The organism is Corynebacterium sp. AOP40-9SA-29 (assembly GCF_052377405.1).
Lineage (GTDB): Bacteria > Actinomycetota > Actinomycetes > Mycobacteriales > Mycobacteriaceae > Corynebacterium.
Map to the genome: position 1 here is coordinate 24,556 of NZ_JBQSWR010000003.1, position 25,067 is coordinate 49,622.

The 25,067-nt window shown below is 67.6% G+C and carries 23 protein-coding genes; 19 read left to right on the top strand and 4 right to left on the bottom strand.

Annotated features, from left to right (window positions below; translation table 11 throughout):
• The first annotated feature begins 62 nt into the window (after positions 1–62).
• The 6 genes from ACT3SZ_RS06730 (at position 63) to nrdE (ending at position 5,836) form a co-directional block, all read left to right on the top strand.
• A complete protein-coding gene (locus tag ACT3SZ_RS06730) occupies positions 63–689 on the top strand; it encodes a vitamin K epoxide reductase family protein (RefSeq protein WP_444617707.1) in 627 nt (208 codons plus the stop codon).
• Between the two features lie 221 nt (positions 690–910).
• A complete protein-coding gene (gene ykgO / locus ACT3SZ_RS06735) occupies positions 911–1,033 on the top strand; it encodes a type B 50S ribosomal protein L36 (protein ID WP_012732041.1) in 123 nt (40 codons plus the stop codon).
• A gap of 397 nt (positions 1,034–1,430) precedes the next feature.
• Positions 1,431–1,661, top strand: coding sequence for a glutaredoxin-like protein NrdH (gene nrdH, locus ACT3SZ_RS06740; protein WP_301442506.1), 231 nt, complete (start codon positions 1,431–1,433; stop codon positions 1,659–1,661).
• 116 nt (positions 1,662–1,777) lie between these two features.
• Entirely contained in the window at positions 1,778–3,136 is a 1,359-nt protein-coding gene (locus ACT3SZ_RS06745) for an MFS transporter (RefSeq protein WP_444617709.1), read from the top strand.
• 31 nt (positions 3,137–3,167) lie between these two features.
• A complete protein-coding gene (gene nrdI, locus ACT3SZ_RS06750) occupies positions 3,168–3,611 on the top strand; it encodes a class Ib ribonucleoside-diphosphate reductase assembly flavoprotein NrdI (RefSeq protein ID WP_444617711.1) in 444 nt (147 codons plus the stop codon).
• A 65-nt stretch (positions 3,612–3,676) separates the two neighbouring features.
• Positions 3,677–5,836 (top strand): class 1b ribonucleoside-diphosphate reductase subunit alpha, encoded by a 2,160-nt coding sequence (gene nrdE, locus ACT3SZ_RS06755; protein WP_444617713.1) that lies wholly within the window; start codon positions 3,677–3,679, stop codon positions 5,834–5,836.
• Between the two features lie 271 nt (positions 5,837–6,107).
• Here nrdE and ACT3SZ_RS06760 read toward each other — a convergent pair whose 3' ends face one another.
• Entirely contained in the window at positions 6,108–6,605 is a 498-nt protein-coding gene (locus ACT3SZ_RS06760) for a ferritin (RefSeq protein ID WP_444617715.1), read from the bottom strand.
• Between the two features lie 422 nt (positions 6,606–7,027).
• Here ACT3SZ_RS06760 and nrdF point away from each other — a divergent pair, with 422 nt between their 5' ends.
• The 4 genes from nrdF (at position 7,028) to ACT3SZ_RS06780 (ending at position 12,428) form a co-directional block, all read left to right on the top strand.
• Positions 7,028–8,026 carry a class 1b ribonucleoside-diphosphate reductase subunit beta gene (gene nrdF, locus ACT3SZ_RS06765; RefSeq protein WP_444617716.1) on the top strand — a complete coding sequence of 333 codons (999 nt, stop codon included), beginning with the start codon at positions 7,028–7,030 and terminating at the stop codon, positions 8,024–8,026.
• Positions 8,027–8,507: 481 nt separating this feature from the next.
• Positions 8,508–10,208, top strand: a complete 1,701-nt coding sequence (gene ctaD / locus ACT3SZ_RS06770; RefSeq protein WP_444617717.1) for an aa3-type cytochrome oxidase subunit I — start codon at positions 8,508–8,510, stop codon at positions 10,206–10,208.
• A 111-nt stretch (positions 10,209–10,319) separates the two neighbouring features.
• On the top strand, positions 10,320–11,600 hold the full coding sequence (serB, locus tag ACT3SZ_RS06775; protein WP_444617718.1) for a phosphoserine phosphatase SerB: 1,281 nt from the start codon (positions 10,320–10,322) through the stop codon (positions 11,598–11,600).
• A complete protein-coding gene (locus ACT3SZ_RS06780; RefSeq protein ID WP_444617720.1) occupies positions 11,601–12,428 on the top strand; it encodes a peptidyl-tRNA hydrolase in 828 nt (275 codons plus the stop codon).
• On the opposite strand, the gene ACT3SZ_RS06785 is transcribed toward ACT3SZ_RS06780, so the two are convergent.
• The 3 genes from ACT3SZ_RS06785 to ACT3SZ_RS06795 all read right to left on the bottom strand — a co-directional run bounded on the left by ACT3SZ_RS06785 (position 12,417) and on the right by ACT3SZ_RS06795 (position 17,604).
• Positions 12,417–13,991, bottom strand: a complete 1,575-nt coding sequence (locus ACT3SZ_RS06785) for an AMP-binding protein (protein WP_444617721.1) — start codon at positions 13,989–13,991, stop codon at positions 12,417–12,419. The genes ACT3SZ_RS06780 and ACT3SZ_RS06785 overlap by 12 nt on opposite strands.
• A gap of 167 nt (positions 13,992–14,158) precedes the next feature.
• Complete coding sequence (locus tag ACT3SZ_RS06790; protein ID WP_444617722.1) at positions 14,159–16,237, bottom strand: ATP-dependent DNA helicase; 2,079 nt, start codon at positions 16,235–16,237, stop codon at positions 14,159–14,161.
• A 20-nt stretch (positions 16,238–16,257) separates the two neighbouring features.
• Positions 16,258–17,604, bottom strand: a complete 1,347-nt coding sequence (locus ACT3SZ_RS06795) for a nicotinate phosphoribosyltransferase (protein WP_444617723.1) — start codon at positions 17,602–17,604, stop codon at positions 16,258–16,260.
• A 32-nt stretch (positions 17,605–17,636) separates the two neighbouring features.
• Between ACT3SZ_RS06795 and clpS the strand changes: the two genes are divergently transcribed.
• The 9 genes from clpS (at position 17,637) to ACT3SZ_RS06840 (ending at position 25,064) form a co-directional block, all read left to right on the top strand.
• Positions 17,637–17,951: an ATP-dependent Clp protease adapter ClpS gene (gene clpS / locus ACT3SZ_RS06800; RefSeq protein ID WP_301442465.1), complete on the top strand. Its 315-nt coding sequence runs from the start codon at positions 17,637–17,639 to the stop codon at positions 17,949–17,951.
• Positions 17,952–17,976: 25 nt separating this feature from the next.
• Positions 17,977–18,579, top strand: a complete 603-nt coding sequence (locus tag ACT3SZ_RS06805; RefSeq protein WP_444617724.1) for a DUF2017 domain-containing protein — start codon at positions 17,977–17,979, stop codon at positions 18,577–18,579.
• Positions 18,580–18,586: 7 nt separating this feature from the next.
• The gene (locus ACT3SZ_RS06810) at positions 18,587–19,624 is read left to right on the top strand and encodes a P1 family peptidase (RefSeq protein ID WP_444617725.1); all 1,038 of its coding nucleotides are present in this window, start codon (positions 18,587–18,589) and stop codon (positions 19,622–19,624) included.
• 33 nt (positions 19,625–19,657) lie between these two features.
• Positions 19,658–20,317 carry a rhomboid family intramembrane serine protease gene (locus ACT3SZ_RS06815; RefSeq protein WP_444617726.1) on the top strand — a complete coding sequence of 220 codons (660 nt, stop codon included), beginning with the start codon at positions 19,658–19,660 and terminating at the stop codon, positions 20,315–20,317.
• 66 nt (positions 20,318–20,383) lie between these two features.
• A complete protein-coding gene (gene murI, locus ACT3SZ_RS06820) occupies positions 20,384–21,268 on the top strand; it encodes a glutamate racemase (RefSeq protein ID WP_444617727.1) in 885 nt (294 codons plus the stop codon).
• A 76-nt stretch (positions 21,269–21,344) separates the two neighbouring features.
• Positions 21,345–22,172, top strand: coding sequence for an MBL fold metallo-hydrolase (locus tag ACT3SZ_RS06825; protein ID WP_444617728.1), 828 nt, complete (start codon positions 21,345–21,347; stop codon positions 22,170–22,172).
• An 11-nt stretch (positions 22,173–22,183) separates the two neighbouring features.
• Entirely contained in the window at positions 22,184–22,945 is a 762-nt protein-coding gene (gene rph, locus ACT3SZ_RS06830) for a ribonuclease PH (protein WP_444617729.1), read from the top strand.
• Positions 22,946–22,968: 23 nt separating this feature from the next.
• The gene (locus ACT3SZ_RS06835; protein ID WP_444618059.1) at positions 22,969–23,613 is read left to right on the top strand and encodes a non-canonical purine NTP pyrophosphatase; all 645 of its coding nucleotides are present in this window, start codon (positions 22,969–22,971) and stop codon (positions 23,611–23,613) included.
• Positions 23,614–23,693: 80 nt separating this feature from the next.
• On the top strand, positions 23,694–25,064 hold the full coding sequence (locus tag ACT3SZ_RS06840) for an amidohydrolase (RefSeq protein ID WP_444617730.1): 1,371 nt from the start codon (positions 23,694–23,696) through the stop codon (positions 25,062–25,064).
• Positions 25,065–25,067: the final 3 nt, after the last annotated feature.

The window sequence follows — 25,067 nt, forward strand, 5'->3', positions numbered from 1 at the left end:
CGAGAATTGCAGTACATCGACGGCGGGCACCGCGTCCGCTGCGGCACATGATGGGAGAATCAGTGACTACAGCGGTTGAGGAACGGGCGGGGGAGCGGCCGGACGGTCGACAGGCGGGTCTCTGGGGCGGCTCGGCACTCTATGCTTTCGGGCTCGTCGTCTTCGGCATCATCGGCCTGTTCATGTCGGGGTTGATCCTCTTCGACAAGATCAAGCTCCTGCAGGACGCGAGCTTCACTCCGGCCTGCACCCTGAACGACGTCGTCTCGTGCACGGACGTGATGAACTCCGACCAGGCCTCCGCCTTCGGCTTCCCGAACCCCTTCATTGGTCTCGTCGGCTTCGCCATCGTGCTGTGTATCGGTGTGGCGCTCTTCGCCGGCGCTCGGTTCCGCGCGTGGTTCTGGTACGGCTTCCTGCTCGGCCTGGCCCTCGCCGTGGTCTTCGTGCACTGGCTCGCCTATGAGGCGGTCTATGAGATCGAGGCCCTCTGTCCTTACTGCATGGTCGTGTGGTCGGTGGTTCTGCCGTTGTTCGTCTCTACGGTGGTGCGGATCGCTCACTCGCGCACGGAGGCCCGTGGGGAGACGGTGTCGCGTGGTGCGTCGGCTCTGTTCATGCCGCTGGCGGTCGTCGTCGTGTGGTACCTCGGATTCACTGCGCTGATCCTCCAGCAGTTCGTGTTCTGAGTCTGGTAGGTGCAGCCCACGGTGGCGGTTTGGTCAGGGCACCGTGTCAGGCTAAGCTGACGTGCTGTGTCGCGACCCGGAATTTTTCCGGGCTCGTACGTTGCTCTTCCGGGCGCTTTTAGTGCTCCGGGGAGTCTGATCAATTCCGATCAATCACGATCAACACCGCGCCGAGGTTCTGTGTGAACAGCCCGGGGCGCACGACGAGAAAGGAGCGCCCGATGAAGGTCCGTAAGTCCCTTCGGTCGCTGAAGAACAAGCCGGGCGCCCAGGTTGTCCGCCGCCACGGCAAGGTCTTCGTGATCAACAAGAAGGATCCGCGTTTCAAGGCTCGCCAGGGCTGATTCAGCGGTCTTCCGTTTTCGGACGAACCCCTCCAGTACTGCCCCCTCGCCGGGGTGGCATCGGAGGGGTTCTTTCGTGTCTGCAGACCTGTAGACCTGCCGGGGAAGAGCGGTTAGCAACCGTGGAATTACATCAATGATTTTTCGGCCCAACATCTAGTGTCGCCCCTCTCTCGCCACCTGCGAATACGCATCTTGTAACTACTATATCTTGTGTTCGAACGATGTTATTACCCCTATATCTCGTGGAAAAACGGGTTGTGTCCCGTTGCGATCCCGGTGTAGTGTCGTCGTCATCAGCCCGGCAGGGGCACCGCTCCGGGCACCCGGGGATCATGCACCGCCGGGCACGTCCCACCCCACGCATTTCGCCGTCATTCTTCACAGGAGCGCCTCGATGATCACCGTCTACACCAAGCCCGCCTGCGTCCAGTGCACCGCCACCAAGAGGGCTCTCGACAAGGCCGGACTTGACTACGAGATGGTCGACATCAGCCTCGACGACGAGGCCCGCGACTACGTGATGGCCCTCGGCCACCTCCAGGCCCCGGTCGTCGTCACGGAGGACGCCCACTGGTCCGGCTTCCGCCCGGACCGCATCAAGTCCCTGGACGTCGCAGCGGCCTGATACCGTCCCCCGCGAGGGGGACGCGAACACCACCGGGAGGGCGCTGCAGCAGGCAGCGTCCTCCCTCTTTTTTTGTCACGTTTGACCCCTCGAACCCCTTGAAGTGGTGTTTTTCCATGGCTTCGCGCTCTCAACGCCGTCCGGGCAGGATGGCCCTGCGGTCGGTTCTGGCCGACACCACTCCGCTGCAGTCGCCGCATTTCCGACGGCTGTGGACGGCCAATATCGTCACCGTCATCGGCTCGCAGCTGACCGTGGTCGTGGTTCCCGCGCAGATCTACTCGATTACCGGGAGCTCGGGGTTCGTGGGTCTGGCCGGTGCTTTCGGTCTGGTCCCGCTGATCATCTTCGGCCTGTACGGCGGTGCGCTGGCGGACATGATGGACCGTCGTCGCCTGCTGATCATCACCACCGTCGGCTTGATCGCGACCGCGGTCGCCTTCTGGGCGCAGGCCGCCGCCGGGCTGGACAATGTGTGGTTGCTGCTGTCGATCTTCGCGCTGCAACAGGCGTTCTTCGCCGTCAACCAGCCGACCCGCACCGCGATCACCGCGCGCATCGTCCCGGAGGGTGCGGTGGCCCCGGCGGTGTCGCTGAATATGACGGTGCAGCAGGCCGGCGCGATCCTCGGGCCCATCCTCGGTGGGCTCCTGATCCCGGTGACCGGCTACTCGCTGCTCTACCTGCTGGACGCTTTCTGCCTGGCGGCCACGCTGTGGGCCGTGCTCAAGTTGCCGGCGCTGCCGCCGGACCTGAGCGGTTCAGGTGGCGCAAGCGGCACAAACAGCACAGGGAAGGACGCTTCGCGTCGCAGGACGCCGGGCTTCCGCAGCATCGCCGAGGGTTTCATCTACCTCGCGGCGATGCCGATCCTGCTGATGAGTTTCGTCATCGACCTGATCGCCATGATCTTCGGCATGCCGCGCGCCCTGATCCCGCAGATCTCCACCGTGGACTTCGGCGAGACCGGCGACGGTGGCCTGTTCTACGCGCTGCTCTGGGCGGCGGTGCCTGCTGGTGCCGTGCTCGGCGGGATCTTCTCCGGCGCGGTGACCAGGCTGCGCCACCAGGGTGTGGGCATCGTGGTTTCGGTGCTGTGCTGGGGCGTGGCGATCATCGTGATGGGTGTGGCCGTCAACCTCGCCGACGGACGCATCGGCCTGTGGGCGTGTGTGGCGGTGTTCGCCTTCGTTCTCGGCGGCTTGGCCGATATGTTCTCCTCGGTGCAGCGCTCCGCGATGCTCCAGGAGGCGGCGGACGACCGGATGCGTGGACGCCTGCAGGGCGTCTTCCTCATCGTCGTCGCCGGCGGCCCGCGCCTGGCGGACATGCTGCACGGCTGGGCCGGGTCCGTCCTCGGCGCCGGTACCGCCACACTCGTCGGCGGCGTCCTGGTCGTCATCGGCACCGTCATTGCGGTGGCGATCGTCCCGTCCTTCCTGAAGTACGTTCCTGCCCGGTTCACCGAGCGGTAGAGTCCGAAAGAGAATACGAGGTACAGCGAGCATGCTCATCGTCTATTTTTCATCGACCACCCGCAACACCGACCGCTTCGTCCACAAGCTCGAGCTGCCCGCCACGCGCATCCCGCTGCGCCGGTCGGACGCACCGCTCGTCGTGGACGAGCCCTTCGTGCTCGTGTGCCCGACGTACGGCGGGGGAGCGTCGATCACCGGGGACGACTCGCGTCCGGTTCCCAAACAGGTCATCCGCTTCCTCAACGATCCCGGCAACCGCGCGCTGCTGCGCGGGGTGATTGCCTCGGGGAACCTGAACTTCGGCAAGGACTTCTGCCGGTCCGGGGACGTGATCGCCGCGAAGTGCGGCGTGCCCTACCTGTACCGTTTCGAACTCATGGGAACCCCAGACGACGTGACACGCGTGCGCGAGGGACTGGCGGAGTTCGAGGACTCGCTGCGCCATGACGGGCGCTGGGAGGCCGTCGCATGACATAGGCCGCCGACTCCAGTAGACATAGACACAGACACCATCTTATTTTCACAACGGGGAGAGCCATGACCACCGATCTCGGGAAAACCGTCGCTGAACCGGTCCAGCAGGCCGACCAGCTCGACTACCACCAGCTCAACGCACTGCTCAACCTGTACGACGGCAACGGGCAGATCCAGTTCGACAAGGACCGCGAAGCCGCCAACCAGTACTTCCTGCAGCACGTCAACCAGAACACCGTCTACTTCCACGACCTGGAAGAGAAGATCGGGTACCTGGTCGAGAACAAGTACTACGACCCGGAGGTGCTCGACAAGTACGAGTTCGCCGACGTCAAGGCGCTGTTCAAGCGCGCCTACTCCCACAAGTTCCGGTTCAAGACCTTCCTCGGGGCGTTCAAGTACTACACGTCCTACACGCTGAAGACCTTCGACGGACGCCGCTACCTGGAGCGCTACGAGGACCGGGTGTGCATGGTCGCCCTCGGGCTCGCTGACGGCGACATCGAACTGGCCGGCAACCTTGTCGACGAGATCATCGCCGGGACGTTCCAGCCGGCCACCCCGACGTTCCTGAACATCGGCAAGGCCCAGCGCGGCGAGCCGGTGTCCTGCTTCCTGCTGCGCATCGAGGACAACATGGAGTCCATCGGGCGCTCCATCAACTCCGCCCTGCAGCTCTCCAAGCGCGGTGGCGGCGTGGCGCTGCTGCTGAGCAACCTGCGTGAGACCGGTGCGCCGATCAAGCACATCGAGAACCAGAGCTCCGGCGTGATCCCGGTGATGAAGCTGCTGGAGGACTCCTTCTCCTACGCCAACCAGCTCGGTGCCCGTCAGGGTGCCGGTGCGGTATACCTCAACGCCCACCACCCGGACATCATGAAGTTCCTGGACACGAAGCGGGAGAACGCGGACGAGAAGATCCGCATCAAGACCCTCTCGTTGGGCGTGGTCATCCCGGACATCACCTTCGAGCTGGCCAAGCGTAACGACGACATGTACCTGTTCTCCCCGTACGACGTGGAGCGCATCTACGGCCGTCCCTTCGCCGACATCTCCGTGACCGAGCACTACGAGGAGATGGTCGAGGATCCGCGGATCCGCAAGCGCAAGATCAACGCGCGCCAGTTCTTCCAGACCCTGGCGGAGATCCAGTTCGAGTCCGGCTACCCGTACATCATGTTCGAGGACACGGTGAACAAGGCGAACCCGATCGAGGGGCGCATCACCCACTCCAACCTGTGCTCGGAGATCCTGCAGGTCTCCACGGCCAGCGAGTTCAACGAGGACCTGACCTACTCCGAGGTCGGCGAGGACATCTCCTGCAACCTCGGCTCACTCAACATCGCCGCCGCGGTGGACTCGGAGAACTTCTCGCGCACCATCGAAACCGCGATCCGCGGGCTCACCGCCGTCTCTGACCAGACGTCCATCGACTCGGTGCCGTCGATCCGCGAGGGCAACGACGGCTCCCACGCCATCGGGCTGGGCCAGATGAACCTGCACGGTTTCCTGGGCCGCGAGCACATCCACTATGGCTCGGACGAGGGCCTGGACTTCACCAACGTGTACTTCGCCGCGGTGATGTACGAGTGCCTGAAGGCGTCCAACGCCATCGCGCGGGAGCGCGGGACGAAGTTCCGCAACTTCGCCAACTCCGACTACGCCTCCGGGGAGTTCTTCGACTCCTACGACCCGGCTGCCTTCCAGCCGCGCACCGAGAAGGTCGCCGCGATCATCGAGAAGTCGTCGATCCACGTGCCGTCCACCGAGGAGTGGGCGGAGCTGAAGGCGGCGGTGATGGCCGACGGCCTGTACAACCGCAACCTGCAGGCCGTGCCGCCGACGGGCTCGATCTCCTACATCAACAACTCGACCTCGTCGATCCACCCGATCGCCTCGAAGATCGAGATCCGTAAGGAGGGCAAGATCGGGCGCGTCTACTACCCGGCGCCGCACATGGACAACGACAACCTCGACTACTTCGAGGACGCCTACGAGATCGGCTACGAGAAGATCATCGACACCTACGCGGTGGCCACGCGCTACGTGGACCAGGGGCTGTCGTTGACGCTGTTCTTCAAGGACTCGGTCACCACCCGTGACATCAACAAGGCGCAGATCTACGCGTGGCGCAAGGGCATCAAGACCCTGTACTACATCCGCCTGCGTCAGACGGCCATGGCCGGCACCGAGGTCGAGGGCTGCGTGAGCTGCATGCTCTAAGGCTGCTGGGTCTGGGCTGGGTACGGGTAAGGGGTGACCCCGCGCCACGTGCCAGATTCGCCCGCTCCGCGGCACGCGGAGACCGAATCCGGCACGCGACGCGGGGTTCGTGCCGCTGGACCCGCGCCGCGCCCTCCTCCAGACGCAAAACGACCACCCTGGGTCGGCTCTGATCAATCAGAACCGACCCAGGGTGGTCGTATCAGCTACGCCGGACGCCGGCAGCGCGTCGCGTCAGCGCGGCGTCGCCAGCGTCGCGGCGGGGGAGTGTTTACTCGCCGTCGCGGGCACCGAGCTTGGCGTCGATGCGCAGCAGGCCGGAGCCGTCGTTGCCGACGGTCTTGATCCAGTCGATGATGTCGTTGACGGAGGACTCTTCCTCGATCTGCTCAGCCAGGAAGAAGTTGATCAGCTGGCGGGAGTCGATGTCGCCGGTCTCGTCCGCGGTGCGGGCGAGGTCGCGGATCATCGCGGAGACCTTCTGCTCGTGGGCGAGGGAGGCCTCGAAGGCGTCCAGCGGGGTGGCGATCTTCAGGGACGGCAGCTCGATGTCGGTGAGGTCGACGCGGGCGTCGCGGTCGAGCAGGTGCTCGGCGAACTTCGCGGCGTGCTCGCGCTCCTCGTCGGCCTGGGCGCGGAACCAGTCGCGCATGCCGAGGAAGGAGAGGCGGTCCATCTCGTAGGACAGCTGGGTGTAGATGAGGGCGGCCTGGTGCTCGGCGACGACCTGCTTGTTGACGGCTTCCTGGAACTTCTCGTTGATGCTCATGGCGATAACGGTACTGATCGGTAAAACCTTTCTCTAGCCAGTTCAGGCTAACCAACGCCCTATCGTTGCAGGTGAAAAGGCATGTCTGCCCTAATTATGCCTTGCCTGCGCTATTTAGGGGCCGATGCCATCTGTGCAGGTTACGGGCTTTTTCTTCGAATGACGGCAGAATTTCAAACCCAACTAGCCGGTATCATGCCGCGCCTGCGCTTAGCGTAACCTCCCACAAATTACCCCAATGCGGGGGTATTTTGACTGCCATCGAGGGGGCTCACGCGCGGCGACGGCGAGGGGCGGGGCCGGGGTACCGCGGGTTAGCAGGGGCGGTCGCGGGCGGCTAGGATGGCGGGGACTTGCGCCCGCCGTTCGCGTCGTCCGGCGTGGCGCTTCACGCACCATCACTTGCCCTTCAGGAGAGGTATATGACCACGTCCCGGCAGCCGCACTCGCCCGTCCACCACAGTGAGGGGGGACCGGTCACCGCCATCAACTGGAATACCATCCCGGACGATAAGGACCTCGAGGTGTGGGACCGGCTGACGGGCAACTTCTGGCTGCCGGAGAAGGTGCCGCTGTCGAACGACATCCAGAGCTGGGGCACGCTCACCGAGACCGAGAAGCAGGCCACCATGCGTGTCTTCACCGGTCTGACGATGCTGGACACGATCCAGGGCACCGTGGGCGCGACCAGCCTGATCCCGGACGCCATCACCCAGCACGAGGAGGCGGTGTACACCAACATCGCCTTCATGGAATCGGTGCACGCCAAGTCCTACTCGTCGATCTTCACGACCTTGTCCTCTACTCCGGAGATCAACGATGCTTTCCGCTGGTCCGAGGAGAACAAGAACCTCCAGGACAAGGCCGACATCATCCTGAACTTCTACAAGGGCGACGACCCGCTGAAGAAGAAGATCGCCTCCACGCTGCTGGAGTCCTTCCTCTTCTACTCGGGCTTCTACCTGCCGATGTACTGGTCCTCGCATGCGAAGCTGACGAATACCGCGGACCTGATCCGCCTGATCATCCGCGACGAGGCCGTGCACGGCTACTACATCGGCTACAAGTACCAGCGCGGGCTGGAGAAGGTGTCCGAGCAGCGTCGCGAGGAGCTCAAGGAGCACACCTTCGAGTTGATGTTCGAGCTCTACGACAACGAGTGCCAGTACACCGAGGACATCTACGACGACCTCGGCTGGACCGAGGACGTGAAGCGTTTCCTGCGTTACAACGCCAACAAGGCGCTGAACAACCTCGGTTACGAGGGGCTGTTCCCGACGGACGAGACGAACGTCTCCCCGTCGATCCTGTCCTCGCTGAACCCCGGTGGCGACGAGAACCACGACTTCTTCTCTGGTTCGGGGTCCAGCTACGTGATCGGCACCGCCGAGAACACCAACGACGACGACTGGGATTTCTGAGTTAGCTGCGCCACGTTCGCCCGCCCCGCCTGTCGTCCCCCGTGAGGGGACGCGGCGGGGCATTTGCGTCTCAGGAACGCCATAGCGTCCTGAAAGGATCGTCTTGCAGGACGCCGCGTCGGCCGTCCGGCGGTGCGGCGCTCGCGGCGTCCTGAAAACCGCGTAGGACGCACCGAGTAGGCTTTGAGCCGGTCACCAGCCTTTTTCGGACGCCCGACGGTGATGCGGAGGTGGGTTCACGACGGGCGCGCGGCGACCCGGACGGTGGGGGAGTGCAGGGGTTCGTGCACCCCCGATTGTGTCATTTGGGGCAGGTGGGGGGCTCTGGCTATTAAAGCCGGGGCCGAGGGATTAGTATTGGTCCCAGTCTGTGCGGGGTTGCCCCGTGACGGGTGACGTTCAACGACACCGGGTCCTCGCTGTGCAGCTCATTCACTGGGTGTCGTCCCGACGAACGGCACCGCGTAGTCAGGAGGATTGAATGACCGCAGTAGCGCCCAGGGAAGACCAACCGGTCTCCCCAGCTCGGCCTGCTCCTCAGGGTGGGAAGTCGAAGAAGGGTGGTCATGCATGGACCATGCTGACCACGACTGACCACAAACAGCTCGGCATCATGTACATGATCATGGCCTTCACGTTCTTCGCGATCGGTGGCCTCATGGCCCTGCTGATCCGCGTGGAACTGTTCCACCCGGGCCTGCAGTTCCTGTCGAACGAGCAGTTCAACCAGCTGTTCACCATGCACGGCACGATCATGCTGCTGCTGTTCGGCACCCCGATCGTCTGGGGTTTCGCCAACTACATCATGCCGCTGCAGATCGGTGCCCCCGATGTCGCCTTCCCGCGACTCAACGCCCTCGGCTTCTGGCTGACCACCTGGGGCGGCATCATCATGCTGACCGGGTTCCTGACCCCCGGCGGTGCCGCTGACTTCGGTTGGACGATGTACATGCCGCTGGCGGACGCCATCCACTCCCCGGGTGTGGGTTCGCACCTGTGGGTCATCGGTGTCGGTGTCGGTGGTGTCGGCAGTATCGCCGCCGCCATCAACATGCTGACCACCATCCTGTGCCTGCGTGCACCGGGTATGACGATGTTCCGCATGCCGATCTTCACCTGGAACATCCTGGTGACCTCACTGCTGGCACTGCTCATCTTCCCGCTGCTGACCGCTGCCGCCCTCGGCGTGCTCTACGACCGCATCCTCGGTGGCCACATCTACGATCCGGCCAACGGTGGCGCCATCCTGTGGCAGCACCTGTTCTGGTTCTTCGGCCACCCCGAGGTCTACGTCCTGGCCCTGCCGTTCTTCGGCATCATGTCCGAGATCTTCCCGGTCTTCTCCCGCAAGCCGATGTTCGGTTACGTCGGCCTGGTGTTCGCCACCCTGTCGATCGCCGCGCTGTCGTTGGCTGTGTGGGCGCACCACATGTTCGTCACCGGTGCCGTGCTGCTGCCGTTCTTCAGTTTCATGACCTTCCTGATCGCCGTGCCGACCGGAATGAAGTTCTTCAACTGGCTGGGCACGATGTGGAAGGGTCGAATCTCCTTCGAGACCCCGATGATCTTCGCCATCGGCTTCTTCGCCACCTTCCTGTTCGGTGGTTTGACCGGTGTCATGCTGGCCTCCCCGGCACTGGACTTCGCCCTGTCGGACTCCTACTTCGTGGTCGCGCACTTCCACTACGTGCTCTACGGAACCGTCGCCTTCGGCTCCTTCGCCGGCGTCTACTTCTGGTTCCCGAAGATCACCGGTCGCATGCTCGACGAGCGTCTGGGCAAGATCCACTTCTGGCTGACCTTCATCGGCTTCCACATGACCTTCCTGGTGCAGCACTGGCTGGGCAACATGGGCATGCCGCGCCGCTACGCCGACTACCTGGATCAGGATGGCTTCACCCTGTTGAACCAGGTGTCCACCATCGGTGCGCTGATCCTGGGTCTGTCCGTCCTGCCGTTCGTGTGGAATATCTTCAAGTCCTGGCGCTACGGCGAGATCGTCACCGTGGACGACCCGTGGGGCTACGGCAACTCCCTGGAGTGGGCGACTTCTTGCCCGCCGCCGCGCCACAACTTCACCTCGATGCCGAAGATCCGTTCGGAGCGTCCGGCCTTCGAGCTGCACTACCCGCACATGGTGAAGACCGCCCGCGAGGAAGCGCACGTGGGACGCCACTTCTAGAGCGAACCACCGGCGCAGCACCACCACGCTGCCACCACACTCACCACAGAGACAGCCGCACCCCGACTACGCGGGGTGCGGCTGTTCGTGTGTCAGGGAAACCATGACAGAATGAGTCCCGTGGACCAGCAGACTTCCTCCCGTCACCTGACCGTCAGCCTCGCACCCGGGCTCTCACCCGGCGTCGTCACCGTCACCGGACCGGACGCCCCCGGCGTCTCCGCCGACTTCTTCCGCATCCTCGCCGACCACGGCGTGCAACTGCTCGACGTCGAACAGGCGAACTTCCGCGGCATACTCAACCTCGCCGCCTACATCGGTGTCGTCGCCGGCAGTACCGAGGCGATGCGCCAGGAACTCACCGATGAACTGTCCAGCCGGGCAATGACCGTGACCCTCGACGTCGACGACGAGCTCGAGGGCAGCCGTGCACGCTCCACCCACGCCGTCATCGTGCTGGGTAACCCCGTCACCGCCGAGCACATCTCCGCCATCGGCCAGACCCTCGTCGACCACGGGGCCAACATCGACCGCATCCGCGGCATCGCCGACTATCCGGTTACCGGCCTGGAACTCAAGGTCACCGCCGCCGACCCCGCCCCGGGCGGCAGTGCGGAACTGCGCCAGGCCCTCGCAGCCGTCTCGCACGCCACCGGCGTGGACATCGCCATCCAGCGCGCCGGCCTGACCCGACGCGCGCCCCGGCTGATCTGCTTCGACGTGGACTCCACGCTGATCCAGCAGGAGGTCATCGAGATGCTCGCCGCGCATGCCGGACGCGAGGAGGAGGTCGCCGCCGTCACCGAGCGTGCCATGCGCGGGGAACTGGACTTCTCCGAGTCGCTGCACGAGCGGGTCAAGGCGCTGGCCGGGCTGGACGCCTCGGTCATCGACGAGGTCTCGAAGATGGTCGAGCTCACCCCGGGTGCACGCACCACCGTGCGCACCCTCAAGCGTCTCGGTTTCCGTACCGGGGCGGTCTCCGGCGGTTTCGTCCAGGTCCTCGAGCCGCTGGCCCGCGAGCTCGGCCTGGACTTCTACCGTGCCAATACCCTGGAGATCATCGACGGCAAGCTCACCGGCCGGGTCATCGGCCAGGTCATTGACCGTGAGGTCAAGGCCGAGAGCCTCAAGGAGTTCGCCTGGTCCAATGGCATCGCCTTGCACCAGACCGTGGCCGTGGGCGACGGCGCGAACGACATCGCCATGCTGTCGGTCGCTGGGCTGGGCATCGCCTTCAACGCCAAGCCGGCCCTGCGCGAGGTCGCCGACGCCACGGTGAACCACCCCTTCCTCGACGAGGTGCTGTTCATGCTCGGCATCGACCGCGAGGAGATCGACGCCGCCGACCTCGAGGACGGCAGCTACCACCGCGTCCCGCTGGAGGGCTGAGTGTCCTTCGCGCTCGCACACGACCGGCTGCGCACGGTGCTGGGGGATCGCGACGGCGAGGACCCGTCCGACCCCTCGACCGTGCAGGCGATGCCGCTGGTGCTGCATCTGCCGCACGAGGCGCGCCCAGAGCGTCGGGACGTACTGGAGGCCGCGGCGATCGCCTGCGTCTCCGTCTGCCTGGACGAGCGTGCGGGGCAGGACACGGCCTTCGCTGAGGCGCTGATGAACTGGTACGGCGCGCGGATCCGCAAGATCGCGCGGCGGGCGCGCAACAAGAAGTGGTCGGACGTTCAGTCGCTGCCGGGTGTGACCGCCAGCGTGGGGGACCCGCAGCGTCCTGCATCGGTACGCGCTTTCCCCGCCTGCCCGGTCACCGAGACACCGGCGTTGATCAACCGGCTGCAGATCGAGGGCACGGACCTGCCCCTGCCCGAGGACGCCGAGGGCGTGCTCGCCGCCGACGACCACCCGGTGGTCTACGTGGACGCCTCGTTGACGATGTCGGTCGGCAAGGCCGCCGCGCAGGTCGCGCACGGCTCGATGTTGCTGGCTGCGGCCATGGGCCGCGAGCGGGCGTGGCGCTGGGCGCAGGACGGTTTCTCGTTGCACGTCTGCGAGGTCGACGCCGGACGCTTCGCGGTGGTGCGCGCCGAGGCGGAGCGTAGGGAACAAGACGCCAGCACGCAGGACGCCGGTGCGTCCGACGGGAGCGCGGCGGAGGGGAGCGCGGCGGTCGTGCGCGACGCCGGCTACACCGAGGTCGCGCCCGGGTCGGTCACCGTGGTGGCACTCGACCGGAGTGCCGCGGCACCGTCAGGCCAGTGAGCGACGCAGGATCTTGCCGGTCGCGGACTTCGGGACCTCGGCGATGAACTGCAGCGCCCGCAGTTTCTTGTAGGGCTCCACCCGCTCGGCGACGAAGCTGACCAGTGTGTCGGCGAGTTCGTCACCGGCGGCGGCCGGGTCCTGTGCGACGACGAAGGCCTTGGGGATTTCCTCGCCGTCGGCGTCGGTGACACCCACCACCGCGGCGTCGGCCACGGCCTCGTGGGTGAGCAGCAGGGCCTCGAGTTCGGCCGGCGGGACCTGGTAGCCCTTGTACTTGATCAGTTCCTTGACCCGGTCGACGATGAAGACCTCTCCGGAGGCACCCTGGCGGGCGAGGTCGCCGGTGCGCAGCCATCCGTCGCCGGGCAGGGCGTTCGCCGTGGCTTCGGCGTCGCCGAGGTAGCCGTCCATGATCTGCGGGCCGCGGACCCACAGTTCGCCGGCCGCGCTGAGTTCACCGTCCGTACCGCCGGGCACCGCGATTTCCTCGCCGGTCTCCGGGTCGACGATTTTGTGCTCGGTGTTGGCTACCGGGCGCCCCACGGAACCGGGGGACAGCCCGTCGCCGAGGTTCACGTGGGTGACCGGGCTGGACTCGGTGAGCCCGTAGCCCTGGTACACGTCAATGCCGAGGCGGTCGTGCACCGCGGTGGCGAGCTCCCCGTCGAGGCTTGCCGCCCCGGAGAGCACCCCGCGCAGGGCGGAGAGGTCGTAGTTGTCGACCTCGGGGTGCTTGGCCAGCGCCAGGGCCACCGGCGGGGCGATGAAGGTGAAGGTCACCCCGTGCTTCTGGTGGTTGCGCAGGAAGGTGTTGAGCTCGAAACGCGGCACGGTGAGCAGGCGGGCGCGCAGGCGCAGCGTGAGGTTGGCCAGGGTGGTCAGGCCGTAGATGTGGAAGAAGGGCAGCACACCGAAGACGACGTCCTCGCGGGTGACCGGGCCGGAGACCTCCACCTGGGCCATATTGGCCACCAGGTTGCGGTGCGTGAGCCGCACGCCCTTGGGCAGCCCGGTCGTCCCGGAGGAGTACGGCAAAGCGGCGAGCTGGGTCGACGGGTCGAAGGACACCGACGGGGGAGTGCTGCGCTCGGCGAGCATCTGGTTGAGACCCCGTGAGGTGTCGAGGTGGATGAGACGCTCGCTAGGCAGCCCGGCGAGTTCGGAGGCCTCCTCGCCGCCGTCGCCCAGCCCGGCGAGGGTGAGCAGCATGACGGCGTGGGAGTCGCGCAGTTGCTCGGCGACCTTCGGCGGCGAGGCCAGCAGCGGCACGGGGGTCAGCACCGCGCCGAGACGCCACACGGCGTGGGCGGCGACGATGAACTCCACGGAGTTCGGGCAGTGCAGGGCGACGACGTCGTTCTTGGCGACACCGTGGCGCGAGAGCCACCCGGCGACCGAGTCGACGTGGCTGCGCAGCGTGGCGTAGGACGTCTCGGTGCCGCCGGCGAGGTCGACGACGGCGATGCGGTCCTCGTCCTCGGGGGACAGGTCGCCGTAGAGGTACTCGTGGATTCCGACGTCGGGGATGGTGACGTCGGGACGGTCGCTCGTGACGGGCATGCGTGTCCTCCTGCGCGGGGTGGTCGGGGTAGTCGTGGCCCCGGTGTCTTTTTCTGGTCGCGGTCAATCCTACCCGCGACCGTCGGTGACCCCCGCCACAATCCCCCGCGCGGCCACACCCGCCCCTGATACCCGCGCCGATAAGCGCCCCTGAAGCAGTGCCGCCGTCAGGCGCGCAACCGACGCAGCGCGCCGCGCGCGGTGTCGCCGTCCACCGTCTGCCAGAACGGCGGCATCGAGGAGCGCAGGAAGGATCCGTAGCGCTTCGTCACCAGCCGCTGGTCGAGCACGGCCACCACGCCCCGGTCGTCCACGGCGCGCAGGAGACGTCCGGCGCCTTGGGCCATGAGCAGGGCGGAGTGGGTGGCGGCGATCTCCATGAACCCGCTGCGTCCGGCGGAGTCCACGGCCTCCTTGCGGGCCTGGGACAGCGGGTCGTCCGGACGCGGGAACGGGATGCGGTCGATGACCACCAGCGACAGCGAGGGGCCGGGCACATCCACGCCCTGCCACAGGCTCAGCGTGCCGAAGAGACAGGTCTCCGGCTCGTCGCGGAAGCGTGTGATCAGGGCGCCGAGGGAGTCGTCGCCCTGGCAGAGGATCTCGTGGGGCACGAGGGTGCGCAGTTCGGCGGCGGCGTTCTCCGCGGCGCGGCGGGAGGAGAACAGTCCCAGCGTCCTGCCGCCAGCAGCGGAGACGAGCTGGGCGAGTTCGTCGATGGATTCCGGCGAGGCGCCCTCGCGTCCGGGCGGGGGCAGGTGGCGGGCGGTGTAGAGGATGCCGTGCGTCGACGGCTCGAAGGGTGTGCCCACATCGAGGGTGGTGCAGGCCGAGGCGGCCAGTCCCCAGGTGGCGAGCATCGAGGTGAAGCGTCCGCCGAGGGCGAGGGTCGCCGAGGTCAGGATCACGGTCTGGTCGGCGAAGAGCCGCCCGCGCAGCAGGTCGGACACGCTGAGCGGGGCGACGTACACACTGCGCCGGTTGCGGTCGCCGGAGAGCCAGACGACGTCCTCGCCGAGCAGGTCGTCGGATGTTTCGGACGTGCCGGACGCAGCGTCGCCGGTGGCGTCCCCACTACCGTCCCCGCCCTCGGCGGGGGACGCCTCGAGGATGCGCACCACGGTGTCGTGCATTTCCTCGCAGGCGGTGAGGCAGGAGAAGATCTCCGCGGACTTCTCCTGGTCGGCCTCGCTAACGGCGCTGCCCGGGGTGCCGGACGCCCCGCCGGTGCCCTGCAGCCGGCTGCGCGTCTTCCACAGCGCGTCGCGCAGTGCGTGCAGGGGTTCGACGAGGGTGATCGGCACGGACGTCCAGCGTCCTTCCGGGGCGGTGTGCGCGGTGACCGCGGCCTCGATCTCGGCGGTCCAGGTGTCGCCGGCGGTGAGCAGTTCGGCGGCGCAGTCGTCCGGGCCGACCTTCTCGCACCGCCGGGCGAGGATCGCCACCGCGGCACCGGAGAGCTCCTCGGTGGCCACGGAGGTGATGCGGCCCTCCAGTTCGTGGGCCTCGTCGATGACCACGGTGTCGTGGTTGGGCAGCACGGACTGCTCGGACAGGGCGTCGATGGCCAGCAGGGCGTGGTTGGTGACGACCACGTCGGACTGGGCGGCCTTCTCCTTGGCGGCCTCGGCAAAGCACTGGTCGCCGAAGGGGCAGCGGGTCGCGCCGACGCACTCGCGGCTGGTCACGCTGACCTGACGCCACGCGCGGTCGGACACGCCGCGGGGCAGGGTGTCGCGGTCGCCGTCCTCGGTCTCCTGGGCCCATTCGTGCAGGCGGGCGACTTGGGAACCGGTGGCGGTGACCTCGGCCTCGTCGATGAGGGCTTCTGCACCCTCGGCACCCTCGGCACCGGAACCTGCAGTGCCGCCGCCGATGCGGTTGAGGCACAGGTAGTTGTTGCGGCCCTTGAGGATCGCGAAGGACGGACGCCGGCCCAGCTCGTTCTTCAGCGCCTCGGTCACCCGCGGCAGGTCACGGTCGACGAGCTGGCGCTGCAGCGCGATCGTGGCCGTGGAGACCACCACCCGCTCGCCCGAGCCGACGGCATGCTCCAGCGACGGCACCAGGTAGGCCAGGGACTTTCCCGTGCCGGTGCCCGCCTGCACGGCGAGGTGACGCTGCGAGGAGATCGCCGTGGACACCGCCGCGGCCATCCGGCGTTGCCCGTCACGACGCGACCCGCCGAGCTCCCCGACGACGTGGTCGAGCAGCCCGGTCGTCCTCTCTTCTTCCTTCGTGCTCACCTTGGTACTCACAGGTCCGCTCACAGGTCGACGAAGCGGACGCTGAGGGCCGGCTCATCGCGCGACAGGGCCAGCGCCTCCCACGGCAGGGAGACGAGCTGGCGGGCGAGGTGGTCACGGGACTCGTCGAGCGTGGGCAGGCCGTCGACGAGACGTCCATCGCGCACCATCGGCACCGTGAGCTCCACCGGGTGCAGGATCCCGAGATCCGGGGTGTCGGCCTCAAGCGGGTACACGACCTCCTCGACGGCGGTGCCGGTGTCGCGGCAGGCGCGCAGGGCCCGCTTGGCCCCGCCGTGGCTGGCCTTGTGACTGCTGCGCTTGGCCACCGGATGCCCGTCGACGGAGGTCAACTTGTACACCAGGCCTGCGGTCGGCGCCCCGGAGCCGATGACCACCGACGTGCCCGCCCCGTAGGTGTCCACCGGTTCACTGCGCAGTGCGGCGATGGCGAACTCGTTGAGAGCGGAGGAGACCACGATGCGGGTGTCGTAGGCGCCGAGCCCGTCGAGCTGGGTGCGGACCTGCCGGGCGAGCACCCCCAGGTCACCGGAGTCGATGCGCACCGCGCCCAGGGCGGTGCCGGCGACCTCCACGGCGTTGTTCACACCCTGGGTGATGTCATAGGTATCGACCAGCAGCGTGGTGCCGGGGCCCTGGGCCTCGATCTGGGAGCGGAACGCGGCCTTCTCGTCCGGCTGGCCGTGCTCATCGACGTGCAGCAGCGTCCAGGCGTGCGCGCTGGTGCCGCCGGCGGGCAGCCCGTAGCGCGCGGCGGCCTCCAGATTGGAGGTGGAGTGAAAACCGGCGAGGTAGGCGGCGCGCGCGGCGCTCACCGCGGACTGCTCGTGGGTGCGCCGCGACCCCATCTCGATGATCGGACGGCCCTCCGCCGCGGTGACCATGCGCGCGGCGGCGGAGGCGACGGCGGAGTCGTAGTTGAGGATCGAGAGGATCACGGTCTCCAGGATGACCGTCTCGGCGAAGGTGCCGCGCACGGTGAGGATCGGCGAGTTCGGGAAGTAGACCTCCCCCTCCCGGTAGCCGTCGATCTGACCGGTGAAGCGGTAGGTGCGCAGGTACTCGCGTGTGGTGTCGTCGAGGAAGTCCAGGCCGTCGAGCTGTTCCTCGGTGAAGCGGAAGTCGCGCACGGCCTCCAGCACACGGGCGGTGCCGGCGACCACACCATAACGACGCTCATTCGGCAGCCGCCGGGTGAACACCTCGAAACTGCACCGGCGGTGCGCGGTGCCGTCGCGCAGCGCGGCCTGCAGCATCGTCAGTTCGTACATGTCGGTCAGCAGGGCGGTCGACCGGCCTGCTTTATCGGCTGCAGTATCGGCTGGGTTATCGGTGTGCTCGGTCACGGTCGTCCATCCTAGTCGGTAGTCTGGACACCATGACTTCACCCGCCGCTCCCGCCGCACCGGCGGTCACCCCTGTGGAAGAGCAGCTTCCAGACACCCTCACCGAGGCGGACCTCCCCTGGCAGTGCATCTGCTGGGACGACCCGGTGAACCTGATGAGTTATGTCACCTACGTCTTCCAGACCGTGTTGGGTTACTCGCGCAAGCGGGCGACCGAGCTGATGATGCAGGTGCACAATGAGGGCAAGGCCATCGTGAGTTCTGGCGAGCGCGACAAGGTCGAGGGCGACGTGAAGAAGCTGCAGACCGCCGGCCTGTGGGCCACGATGCAGCGCTCGGAAGGATAGTGCGGCACACGATGGAGGGCATGCGATGAAACCGTGGACGAAGAAGAAGAGCCTGGTGCGTGGCGTGCGTTTCGTCACCGAGCTGGAGCCGGTGGAGCGCGAGATGCTCGGCAACAGTGCTGCGACCGTCGGCGAACTGCTGATCGGGCGGGCACGTTCGGCGCCGAAGGACGAGCTGGCGGAGATGACGGGCCTGCCGTCCGGGCACACCGACGCGCCGGACGATCCGGTGCTCGCGGCGATGCTGCCGTCGTTCTTCCGTGACGGCGATGAGGAGGTCGACGGCGAGTCGGGGGTGTCGCGCCAGTTCAACGAGACCGACATCATCAAGGGCAAGCTCACGAGCCTGCGACTGGTCAGTGAACTGCTTGGCCCGGACGGCTCGGTGAACGTGAGCCTGAGTACCGAGCAGACGAACCCCTGGCTCAGCGCGCTGACGGACATCCGGGCCTTCCACCACGGGCAGATCGAGTTGATCCGGGAGCGACTCGACGAGTTCGGCGAGACCGATGGTCAGGCTGGTGCCGACGAGATCGCCGCGGCGGAGAACTACGTGGAGTGGCTCGGCTACCACCAGGACAGCCTGCTGACGGCCCTGATGGGGCCGATGGACGTGCCTGAGGAATGAGCGGGGAATGAGTACCGGCGGCCTGACAGATGTGCCGGGCCTGTTCCTCGGCCACGCCGAGGTGCAGAGTTCCGGGGTCAGCGTGGTGGTGTGCCCCGCCGGCGCGGTCGGGGCCGTCGATGTCCGTGGTGGGGGACCGGGTACCCGGGAGACCGATCTACTGGCCCCGTCGAACTCGGCGGAGGCCGTGCACGCCATCGCGTTGTGCGGCGGCTCGGCCTTCGGGTTGGACGCCGCGGGCGGGGTTATGACCGAACTCGAGGACCGTGGCATCGGCCTGCAGGTGCTCGGGGATCTTGCCCCGTCGCTGATCGTGCCGATCGTGCCGGCGGCGGTCATCTTCGACCTTCCCGTCGGCGACCCCGCGTCGCGGCCGACGGCCGAGACCGGCCGTCGGGCCGTGGAATGCGCGCTCGACGGCTCGCAGGACGGCGCACAGGACAGGACGCAGGACGCAGGGAACGTCGGCGCGGGGCGCGCGGCGACCGCCGGCGCGCTGAAGGGCGGCTTCGGCCAGGCGTCCTGCAGCGTCGACCTGCCGGGAGGCGGGAGTGCGGTGGTGGCTATCGGGCTGGTCGTGAATGCTGTTGGCTCGGTCGTCGACCCGTCTACCGGGGCGTTGTGGGGGAACCGGGCGGCTGAACCTGTCCTGGAACCTCTCCCGGAACCGACGGCAGCGGGGCTGCGCACCATCCTGGAGCGCGGCATCGGCGGCACCAAGATGACCGGCCCGGACCCCTCGCCGATGAACACGACCATCGGTGTCGTCGCCACCGATGCGACGGTGACCAAAGCACAGGCCGAGCGGCTGGCCATGGCCGCGCACGACGGCCTGGCCCGCGCCGTCCGGCCCTCGCACCTACCGATGGACGGCGACACCTTCTTCGCCCTCGCACCGTCCGGCGCACGTGGCGGTGTGGCGACCACCGACCTGGCGGCGCTGTGCGCCGCAGCGGCGACGGTGGCCGAACAAGCGGTCGTGGAAGCCGTCCTGGCCGCCGAGACCACCTTCGACGTGCCGTCCTGGCGCGACGTGATGAACTGACCCGGCACACCCCCACACACCCTGAGGAGAACCATGAGCGGATCAGACGTAACCCAGAGCAGTACGAAAGAGACGAGCCGGACGCGCTTTCGCGACCGCGGCCGGTTCGGCCAGGCGCTGGTCACCACCCTGGTATTCCTGGCGGTGCTGTGGGGCGTGCAGGTGGTGAACTGGGCGTCCGGCAACCGGCTGGTGTCGTGGGGTATCCACCCGCTCGACTTCTCGCACCTCTGGGGGATCCTGCCCGCCCCGTTCATCCACACCGGGTTCCCCCACCTGCTGGCCAACACCCCGGCGGTGGCGGTGCTGCTCTTCCTCGTCGCGCTGTCCGGGCAGAAGGCGGTGTGGGCGTCCACCGCGGTGACTACGCTGGTGGCAGGGATCGGCGTGTTCTTCCTCGGCGGGGAGAACACGGTGCATGTCGGGGCATCGATCCTGATCTACGGCTGGGCGGTATTCCTCGCCGTGCGCGGGATCTTCACCCGGGCTATCTCCGAGATCCTGCTCGGCGTGGTGGTCATCGTGCTCTACGCCGGACTGTTCTGGGGCATCCTGCCCAATCAGGACGGGGTCAGCTGGCAGGGCCACCTGTTCGGCGGCGTCGGCGGTGCCGTGGCCGCGTGGGGCGCGGGGCGTCCGGCGATCAAGCAGCGCGAGCAGGACAAGGCGCTCAAGGCGGCCAAGAGCACCTAAGGCACCGAGGGCACTGAGGGCACCGAGGGCACCGTGTAGGGGAGTGCGGGCCTAGACTCGGAGGGCATGGACGACCTCACCCTGACGAGTACCCCGTCGAGCACCCCTCCGGCACCGACCGCGTCAGCACCCATCGGCATCTTTGATTCCGGGGTCGGCGGGCTCACCGTGGCCCGCTCCATCATCGACCAGCTGCCCGGCGAGTCGGTGATCTACATCGGCGACACCGCGAACTCGCCCTACGGCGACAAGCCGTTGGCCACGGTGCGTTCCCTGGCCACCAGTATCGCCGACCAGCTCGTGGAGCGCGGCTGCAAAATGATCGTGGTGGCCTGCAACTCTGCCTCCGCCGCCTTCCTGCGTGACGCCCGTGAGCGCTACCCGGTGCCGGTGGTCGAGGTGATTCTGCCGGCGGTGCGTCGCGCGGTGTCGGTGACCCGCAATAACCGGGTGGGTGTCATCGGCACCCGGGCGACGGTCACCTCCGGGGCCTACCAGGACCTCTTCGCCGCGAGCCCCGGCGTGGAGGTCGTCGCCCAGGCGTGCCCCCAGTTCGTGCCCTTCATCGAGCGCGGCATCACCTCCGGACGCCAGCTGCTGGGTCTGGCGGAAACCTACCTGGAGCCGTTGAAGGAGGCCGGGGTGGACACCGTGGTGCTCGGCTGCACCCACTACCCGCTGCTCACCGGCGTGATCCAGCTGGTGATGGGGGACGATGTGACGCTGGTGTCCTCGGCGGAGGAGACCGCGAAGATGGTTTACCGCACGCTGAGTGACAAGGACCTGCTCGCCGACCCGCACGCCGCTGACGCAACTGGCGCTGATGCTGCCGCCGCCCCGGAGCTGACCTTCGAGTCCACCGGCGACCCGGCCCGTTTCGCCACCCTGGCCTCGCGTTTCCTCGGCCCGTCGGTGGCCGGGGTCAGCCGGATCCCGGAGATGCTGCGGTAACCGTCCGGTAGCAGTCCGGCATCTTTCGGTGGCCTGGCTCATGGTTTCCTAGGGTTATCATGTAACAATGACGGGCATGGACATGACCATTCTGGGATGCTCCGGGAGTCTCTCCGCCCCCGGCAACCCCGCCTCCGGCTACCTGCTGCGGACGGCGGACGGGCGTCAGATCCTCATGGACGTCGGACCGGGCGTGCTGGCGCGCCTGCAGGAGCTGGGCAACCCCGGTGACGTGGACGTCGTCTTCTCCCACCTGCACCCGGACCACTGCTCGGACTTCCCGTCGCTGGTGGTGTGGCAGCGCTTCCACCCCACGCACGCAGCACCGCAGCGCCACGTCCTGCTCGGCCCGTCGATCGCCGCACTGCACCTGGGGCGCGCCTCGGCCGACCACCCGTCGCAGGTCGACGACTTTTCCGACATCCTCGACGTGCACTCCTGGCGCGCGCCGGCGGCGCAGGACGCCCCGGTGGTCTTCGACGACACCTCCCGCGGCACCGTCTATCCGGCTCACCGCATCGGTTCGGCGACGTTGTACGCCGCCCCGGCGGTGCACCCGACCGAGTCGTACATGATCCGGGTGGAGGAGCAGGACGGCTCCTCGCTGGTCTACAGCGGCGATACCGCCGCCACCGGGCACCTCGCCGCGCTGGCCGCGGGGGCGGACGTCCTGCTGTGCGAGGCGACGTGGGGCGAGCGCGACAACGGCAACAACCCGCCGCAGATGCACCTCTCTGGCGAGGAAGCCGGCCAGGCCGCCGCGGAGGCCGGGGTGGGACGCCTGGTCATCACCCACGTGCCGCCGTGGGGTGATGCACAAGGCGCGCTGCGTGGGGCGCGGCGTTTCTTCGACGGCCCGGTCGAGCTGGCCCGGCCCGACATGGAGCTGCACGTGGGTGACTAGACTCTCGTGGCATGAGTAACCCCGAGAACTTCACCCGTGCCGACGGTCGCGCCGTCGACCAGCTCAGGACCGTGCGCATCACCCGCGGTTTCACCACCAACCCCGCCGGCAGCGTGCTCGTCGAGTTCGGCAACACCCGCGTGATGTGCACCGCCAGCGTCTCCGAGGGCGTGCCCCGTTTCAAGCGCGACTCCGGCGAGGGCTGGCTGACCGCCGAGTACGCGATGCTGCCGTCCGCCACCGCCGAGCGCATGCAGCGCGAGTCGGTGAAGGGCAAGGTCAAGGGCCGGACGCAGGAGATCTCCCGGCTGGTGGGCCGCTCGCTGCGCGCCGCGGTCGACCTGCGCGCCCTCGGCGAGAACACCGTGAACATCGACTGCGACGTCCTGCAGGCCGACGGCGGTACCCGTACCGCCTCGATCACCGGTGCCTACGTGGCGCTGGCGGACGCCCTGGCGGTGCTGCAGAAGCGCGGCGTGGTCCCCGGTGAGCCGCTGCTCGACCCGGTCGCCGCGGTGTCGGTCGGCGTGATCGACGGTGTCGGCTGCCTGGACCTGCCCTACGAGGAGGACAGCCGGGCGGACGTGGACATGAACGTGGTCATGACCGAGGAGGGCCACTTCGTGGAGATCCAGGGCACCGGCGAGAACTCCGAGTTCAGCCGCGACGAGCTCAACGTGCTGCTCGACCTCGCCGAGGGCGGTCTGCGCGACCTGACCGCACTGCAGCGCAAGGCGCTGGACGCCGAACTGGGTCAGGCGGTCACCCTGTGAGTGGGGGAGAGGACGTGCAGCCCCTGAAGGTTCTCGTCGCCTCGCGCAACGCCAAGAAGCTCGCCGAGCTGCACCGTGTGCTCGAGGCCGCCGGTGTCGACGGCGTGGAGCTGCTGAGCCTGCGCGACGTCGCCGAGTACCCCGAGACCCCGGAGACTGGCGCCACCTTCGAGGACAACGCCCTGATCAAGGCCCGGGACGGGGTGCGCTACGCCGGCCTGCCGACCGTCGCCGATGACTCGGGGCTGTGTGTCGACGCGCTCAATGGCATGCCCGGGGTGCTCTCGGCACGCTGGTCGGGCGACCACGACACCGGTGACGGGGACGTGGACGCCGCCAACAACCGGCTGCTGCTCGCGCAGACCGCCGACGTGCCCGACGAGCGCCGCGGTGCCGGCTTCGTGTCCGCCTGCGCGCTGGCGGTTCCCGAGGACATGGCAGGACGCCTCGGCGGCGAGCAGGAGCTCACCGTGCGCGGCGTCTGGCGCGGCAGCCTGCTGCGCGAACCCCGCGGTGACAACGGCTTCGGCTACGACCCGCTGTTCTCCCCGGACGAGGAGCCGCAGTTGTCTTCCGCACAGCTCGACCCGCAGCGTAAGGACGAACTGTCCCACCGTGGCCGCGCGCTGGCCGAGCTCGTGCCGTTCCTCACGGCGTTGCGCGGCTGAGACGGTAGGGTGGTGGGAGGAAAAACAACTCCCACCGGCACCGCAGAGGCGGTGACCGTCCCGGAAGGACCAGTGAGACCGTGCCCGTGACCGTCGAACCCGCTGACATTGTGGCAGGGACAACGCTTGACCGGGAGTGGCTCACCAGCCTGTACAAGGAGTTCCACCGGCGTCCGGAACTCTCCGGCGCCGAGGAATGGACCGCCGCGCGCATCACCGAGGAACTCGGCCGCTTCAGCGACTGGGAGGTCACCACCGGCATCGGCGGGCACGGCATCACCGCCGTGCTGAGAAACGGGGAGGGGCCCACGGTGCTCTTTCGCGCCGACTTCGACGGCCTGCCCGTCGCCGAGTCCACCGGCGTGGACTACGCCTCCACCCACTCCCAGTTGGACGCCCAGGGCCAGCGCGTGCCCACGATGCACGCCTGCGGGCACGACGCGCACACCTCCAGCGCCTTGGGCGCCATGTCGATCATCGACGCCTCGCGCGACAAATGGTCGGGCACGGTGGTGTTCTTGTTCCAGCCCGCCGAGGAGGCGTCGATCGGCGCGCACGGCATGGTGAACGACGGACTTCGCTCGATCATCCCGCGCCCCGACGTATGCCTGGGCCAGCACGTGGTGCCCGGCCCGTCCGGCCAGGTGTACTCCGCGCCGGGACCGGTGCTGACCAGTTCCACGACGATCGAGATCACCCTGTTCGGACGCGGTGCGCACGCCTCGATGCCACACCGGGCGGTGGATCCGGTGGTGCTGGCAGCCTCGGTGGTGATGAAGTTGCAGACCGTGGTCTCCCGCGAATTGCCCCCGGGCAAGTTCGCGGTGGTCACCGTGGCCTCGGTGGAGGCGGGCAAGGCCAACAACGTGATCCCGGACTCCGCGCGTATCGCGTTGAGCTGCCGGTTCTACGAGGAGTCGGTGCGTACCCGGGCGGTGGACGCGATCAAGAGGATCGTGCGTGCCGAGGCTGCCGCGGCCGGCTGCGAGCGAGAGCCTGAGTTCAAGTTCCTCGGCCTGCTCGCCGCCACGGACAACGACAGCACCGCCTACGCGGTGGTGCGTCCGCACTTCGACAGCTTCTTTGGCGAGCAGTCCCACGAGATGGAGCCGTGGACGGCGTCGGAGGACTTCTCGGTGATCCCGCGGGCGTTCAACGCCCCCTACCTGTTCTGGACGGTGGGGATCACCCCGTTGAAGCAGTGGCGCCGTGCCGAGGCGGCCGACCGGCTGGACATCGACATCCCCTCGAACCACAACCCGGGGTTCCTGCCGGACATCACCACGCTGCCGGTGACCACCCAGGCTGCCGCGCTGGCGGTGCTGGGCTGCCTGACTCACCGGTGGCCGGACGCCCCGGCGGGCTGGTCGCCGGACGCGGGCACGGGGGCCGGCGATATCGACGCCGCCGCGGTGCGTCGGGCGAAGGTGGAGACCTCGCAGGCCGACTGAGAG

What these genes read in the sequence shown, in the direction of transcription:
- nrdH (WP_301442506.1), top strand. Translation starts at nt 1,431, where the DNA reads ATGATCACCGTCTACACCAAGCCCGCCTGCGTCCAGTGCACCGCCACC.
- ctaD (WP_444617717.1), top strand. Translation starts at nt 8,508, where the DNA reads ATGACCGCAGTAGCGCCCAGGGAAGACCAACCGGTCTCCCCAGCTCGG.
- rph (WP_444617729.1), top strand. Translation starts at nt 22,184, where the DNA reads ATGAGTAACCCCGAGAACTTCACCCGTGCCGACGGTCGCGCCGTCGAC.
- ACT3SZ_RS06745 (WP_444617709.1), top strand. Translation starts at nt 1,778, where the DNA reads ATGGCTTCGCGCTCTCAACGCCGTCCGGGCAGGATGGCCCTGCGGTCG.
- ACT3SZ_RS06815 (WP_444617726.1), top strand. Translation starts at nt 19,658, where the DNA reads ATGAGCGGATCAGACGTAACCCAGAGCAGTACGAAAGAGACGAGCCGG.
- nrdI (WP_444617711.1), top strand. Translation starts at nt 3,168, where the DNA reads ATGCTCATCGTCTATTTTTCATCGACCACCCGCAACACCGACCGCTTC.
- murI (WP_444617727.1), top strand. Translation starts at nt 20,384, where the DNA reads ATGGACGACCTCACCCTGACGAGTACCCCGTCGAGCACCCCTCCGGCA.
- ACT3SZ_RS06825 (WP_444617728.1), top strand. Translation starts at nt 21,345, where the DNA reads ATGGACATGACCATTCTGGGATGCTCCGGGAGTCTCTCCGCCCCCGGC.
- ykgO (WP_012732041.1), top strand. Translation starts at nt 911, where the DNA reads ATGAAGGTCCGTAAGTCCCTTCGGTCGCTGAAGAACAAGCCGGGCGCC.
- ACT3SZ_RS06805 (WP_444617724.1), top strand. Translation starts at nt 17,977, where the DNA reads ATGAAACCGTGGACGAAGAAGAAGAGCCTGGTGCGTGGCGTGCGTTTC.
- clpS (WP_301442465.1), top strand. Translation starts at nt 17,637, where the DNA reads ATGACTTCACCCGCCGCTCCCGCCGCACCGGCGGTCACCCCTGTGGAA.
- ACT3SZ_RS06785 (WP_444617721.1), bottom strand. Translation starts at nt 13,991, where the DNA reads ATGCCCGTCACGAGCGACCGTCCCGACGTCACCATCCCCGACGTCGGA.
- ACT3SZ_RS06810 (WP_444617725.1), top strand. Translation starts at nt 18,587, where the DNA reads ATGAGTACCGGCGGCCTGACAGATGTGCCGGGCCTGTTCCTCGGCCAC.
- nrdE (WP_444617713.1), top strand. Translation starts at nt 3,677, where the DNA reads ATGACCACCGATCTCGGGAAAACCGTCGCTGAACCGGTCCAGCAGGCC.
- serB (WP_444617718.1), top strand. Translation starts at nt 10,320, where the DNA reads ATGAGTCCCGTGGACCAGCAGACTTCCTCCCGTCACCTGACCGTCAGC.
- ACT3SZ_RS06760 (WP_444617715.1), bottom strand. Translation starts at nt 6,605, where the DNA reads ATGAGCATCAACGAGAAGTTCCAGGAAGCCGTCAACAAGCAGGTCGTC.
- nrdF (WP_444617716.1), top strand. Translation starts at nt 7,028, where the DNA reads ATGACCACGTCCCGGCAGCCGCACTCGCCCGTCCACCACAGTGAGGGG.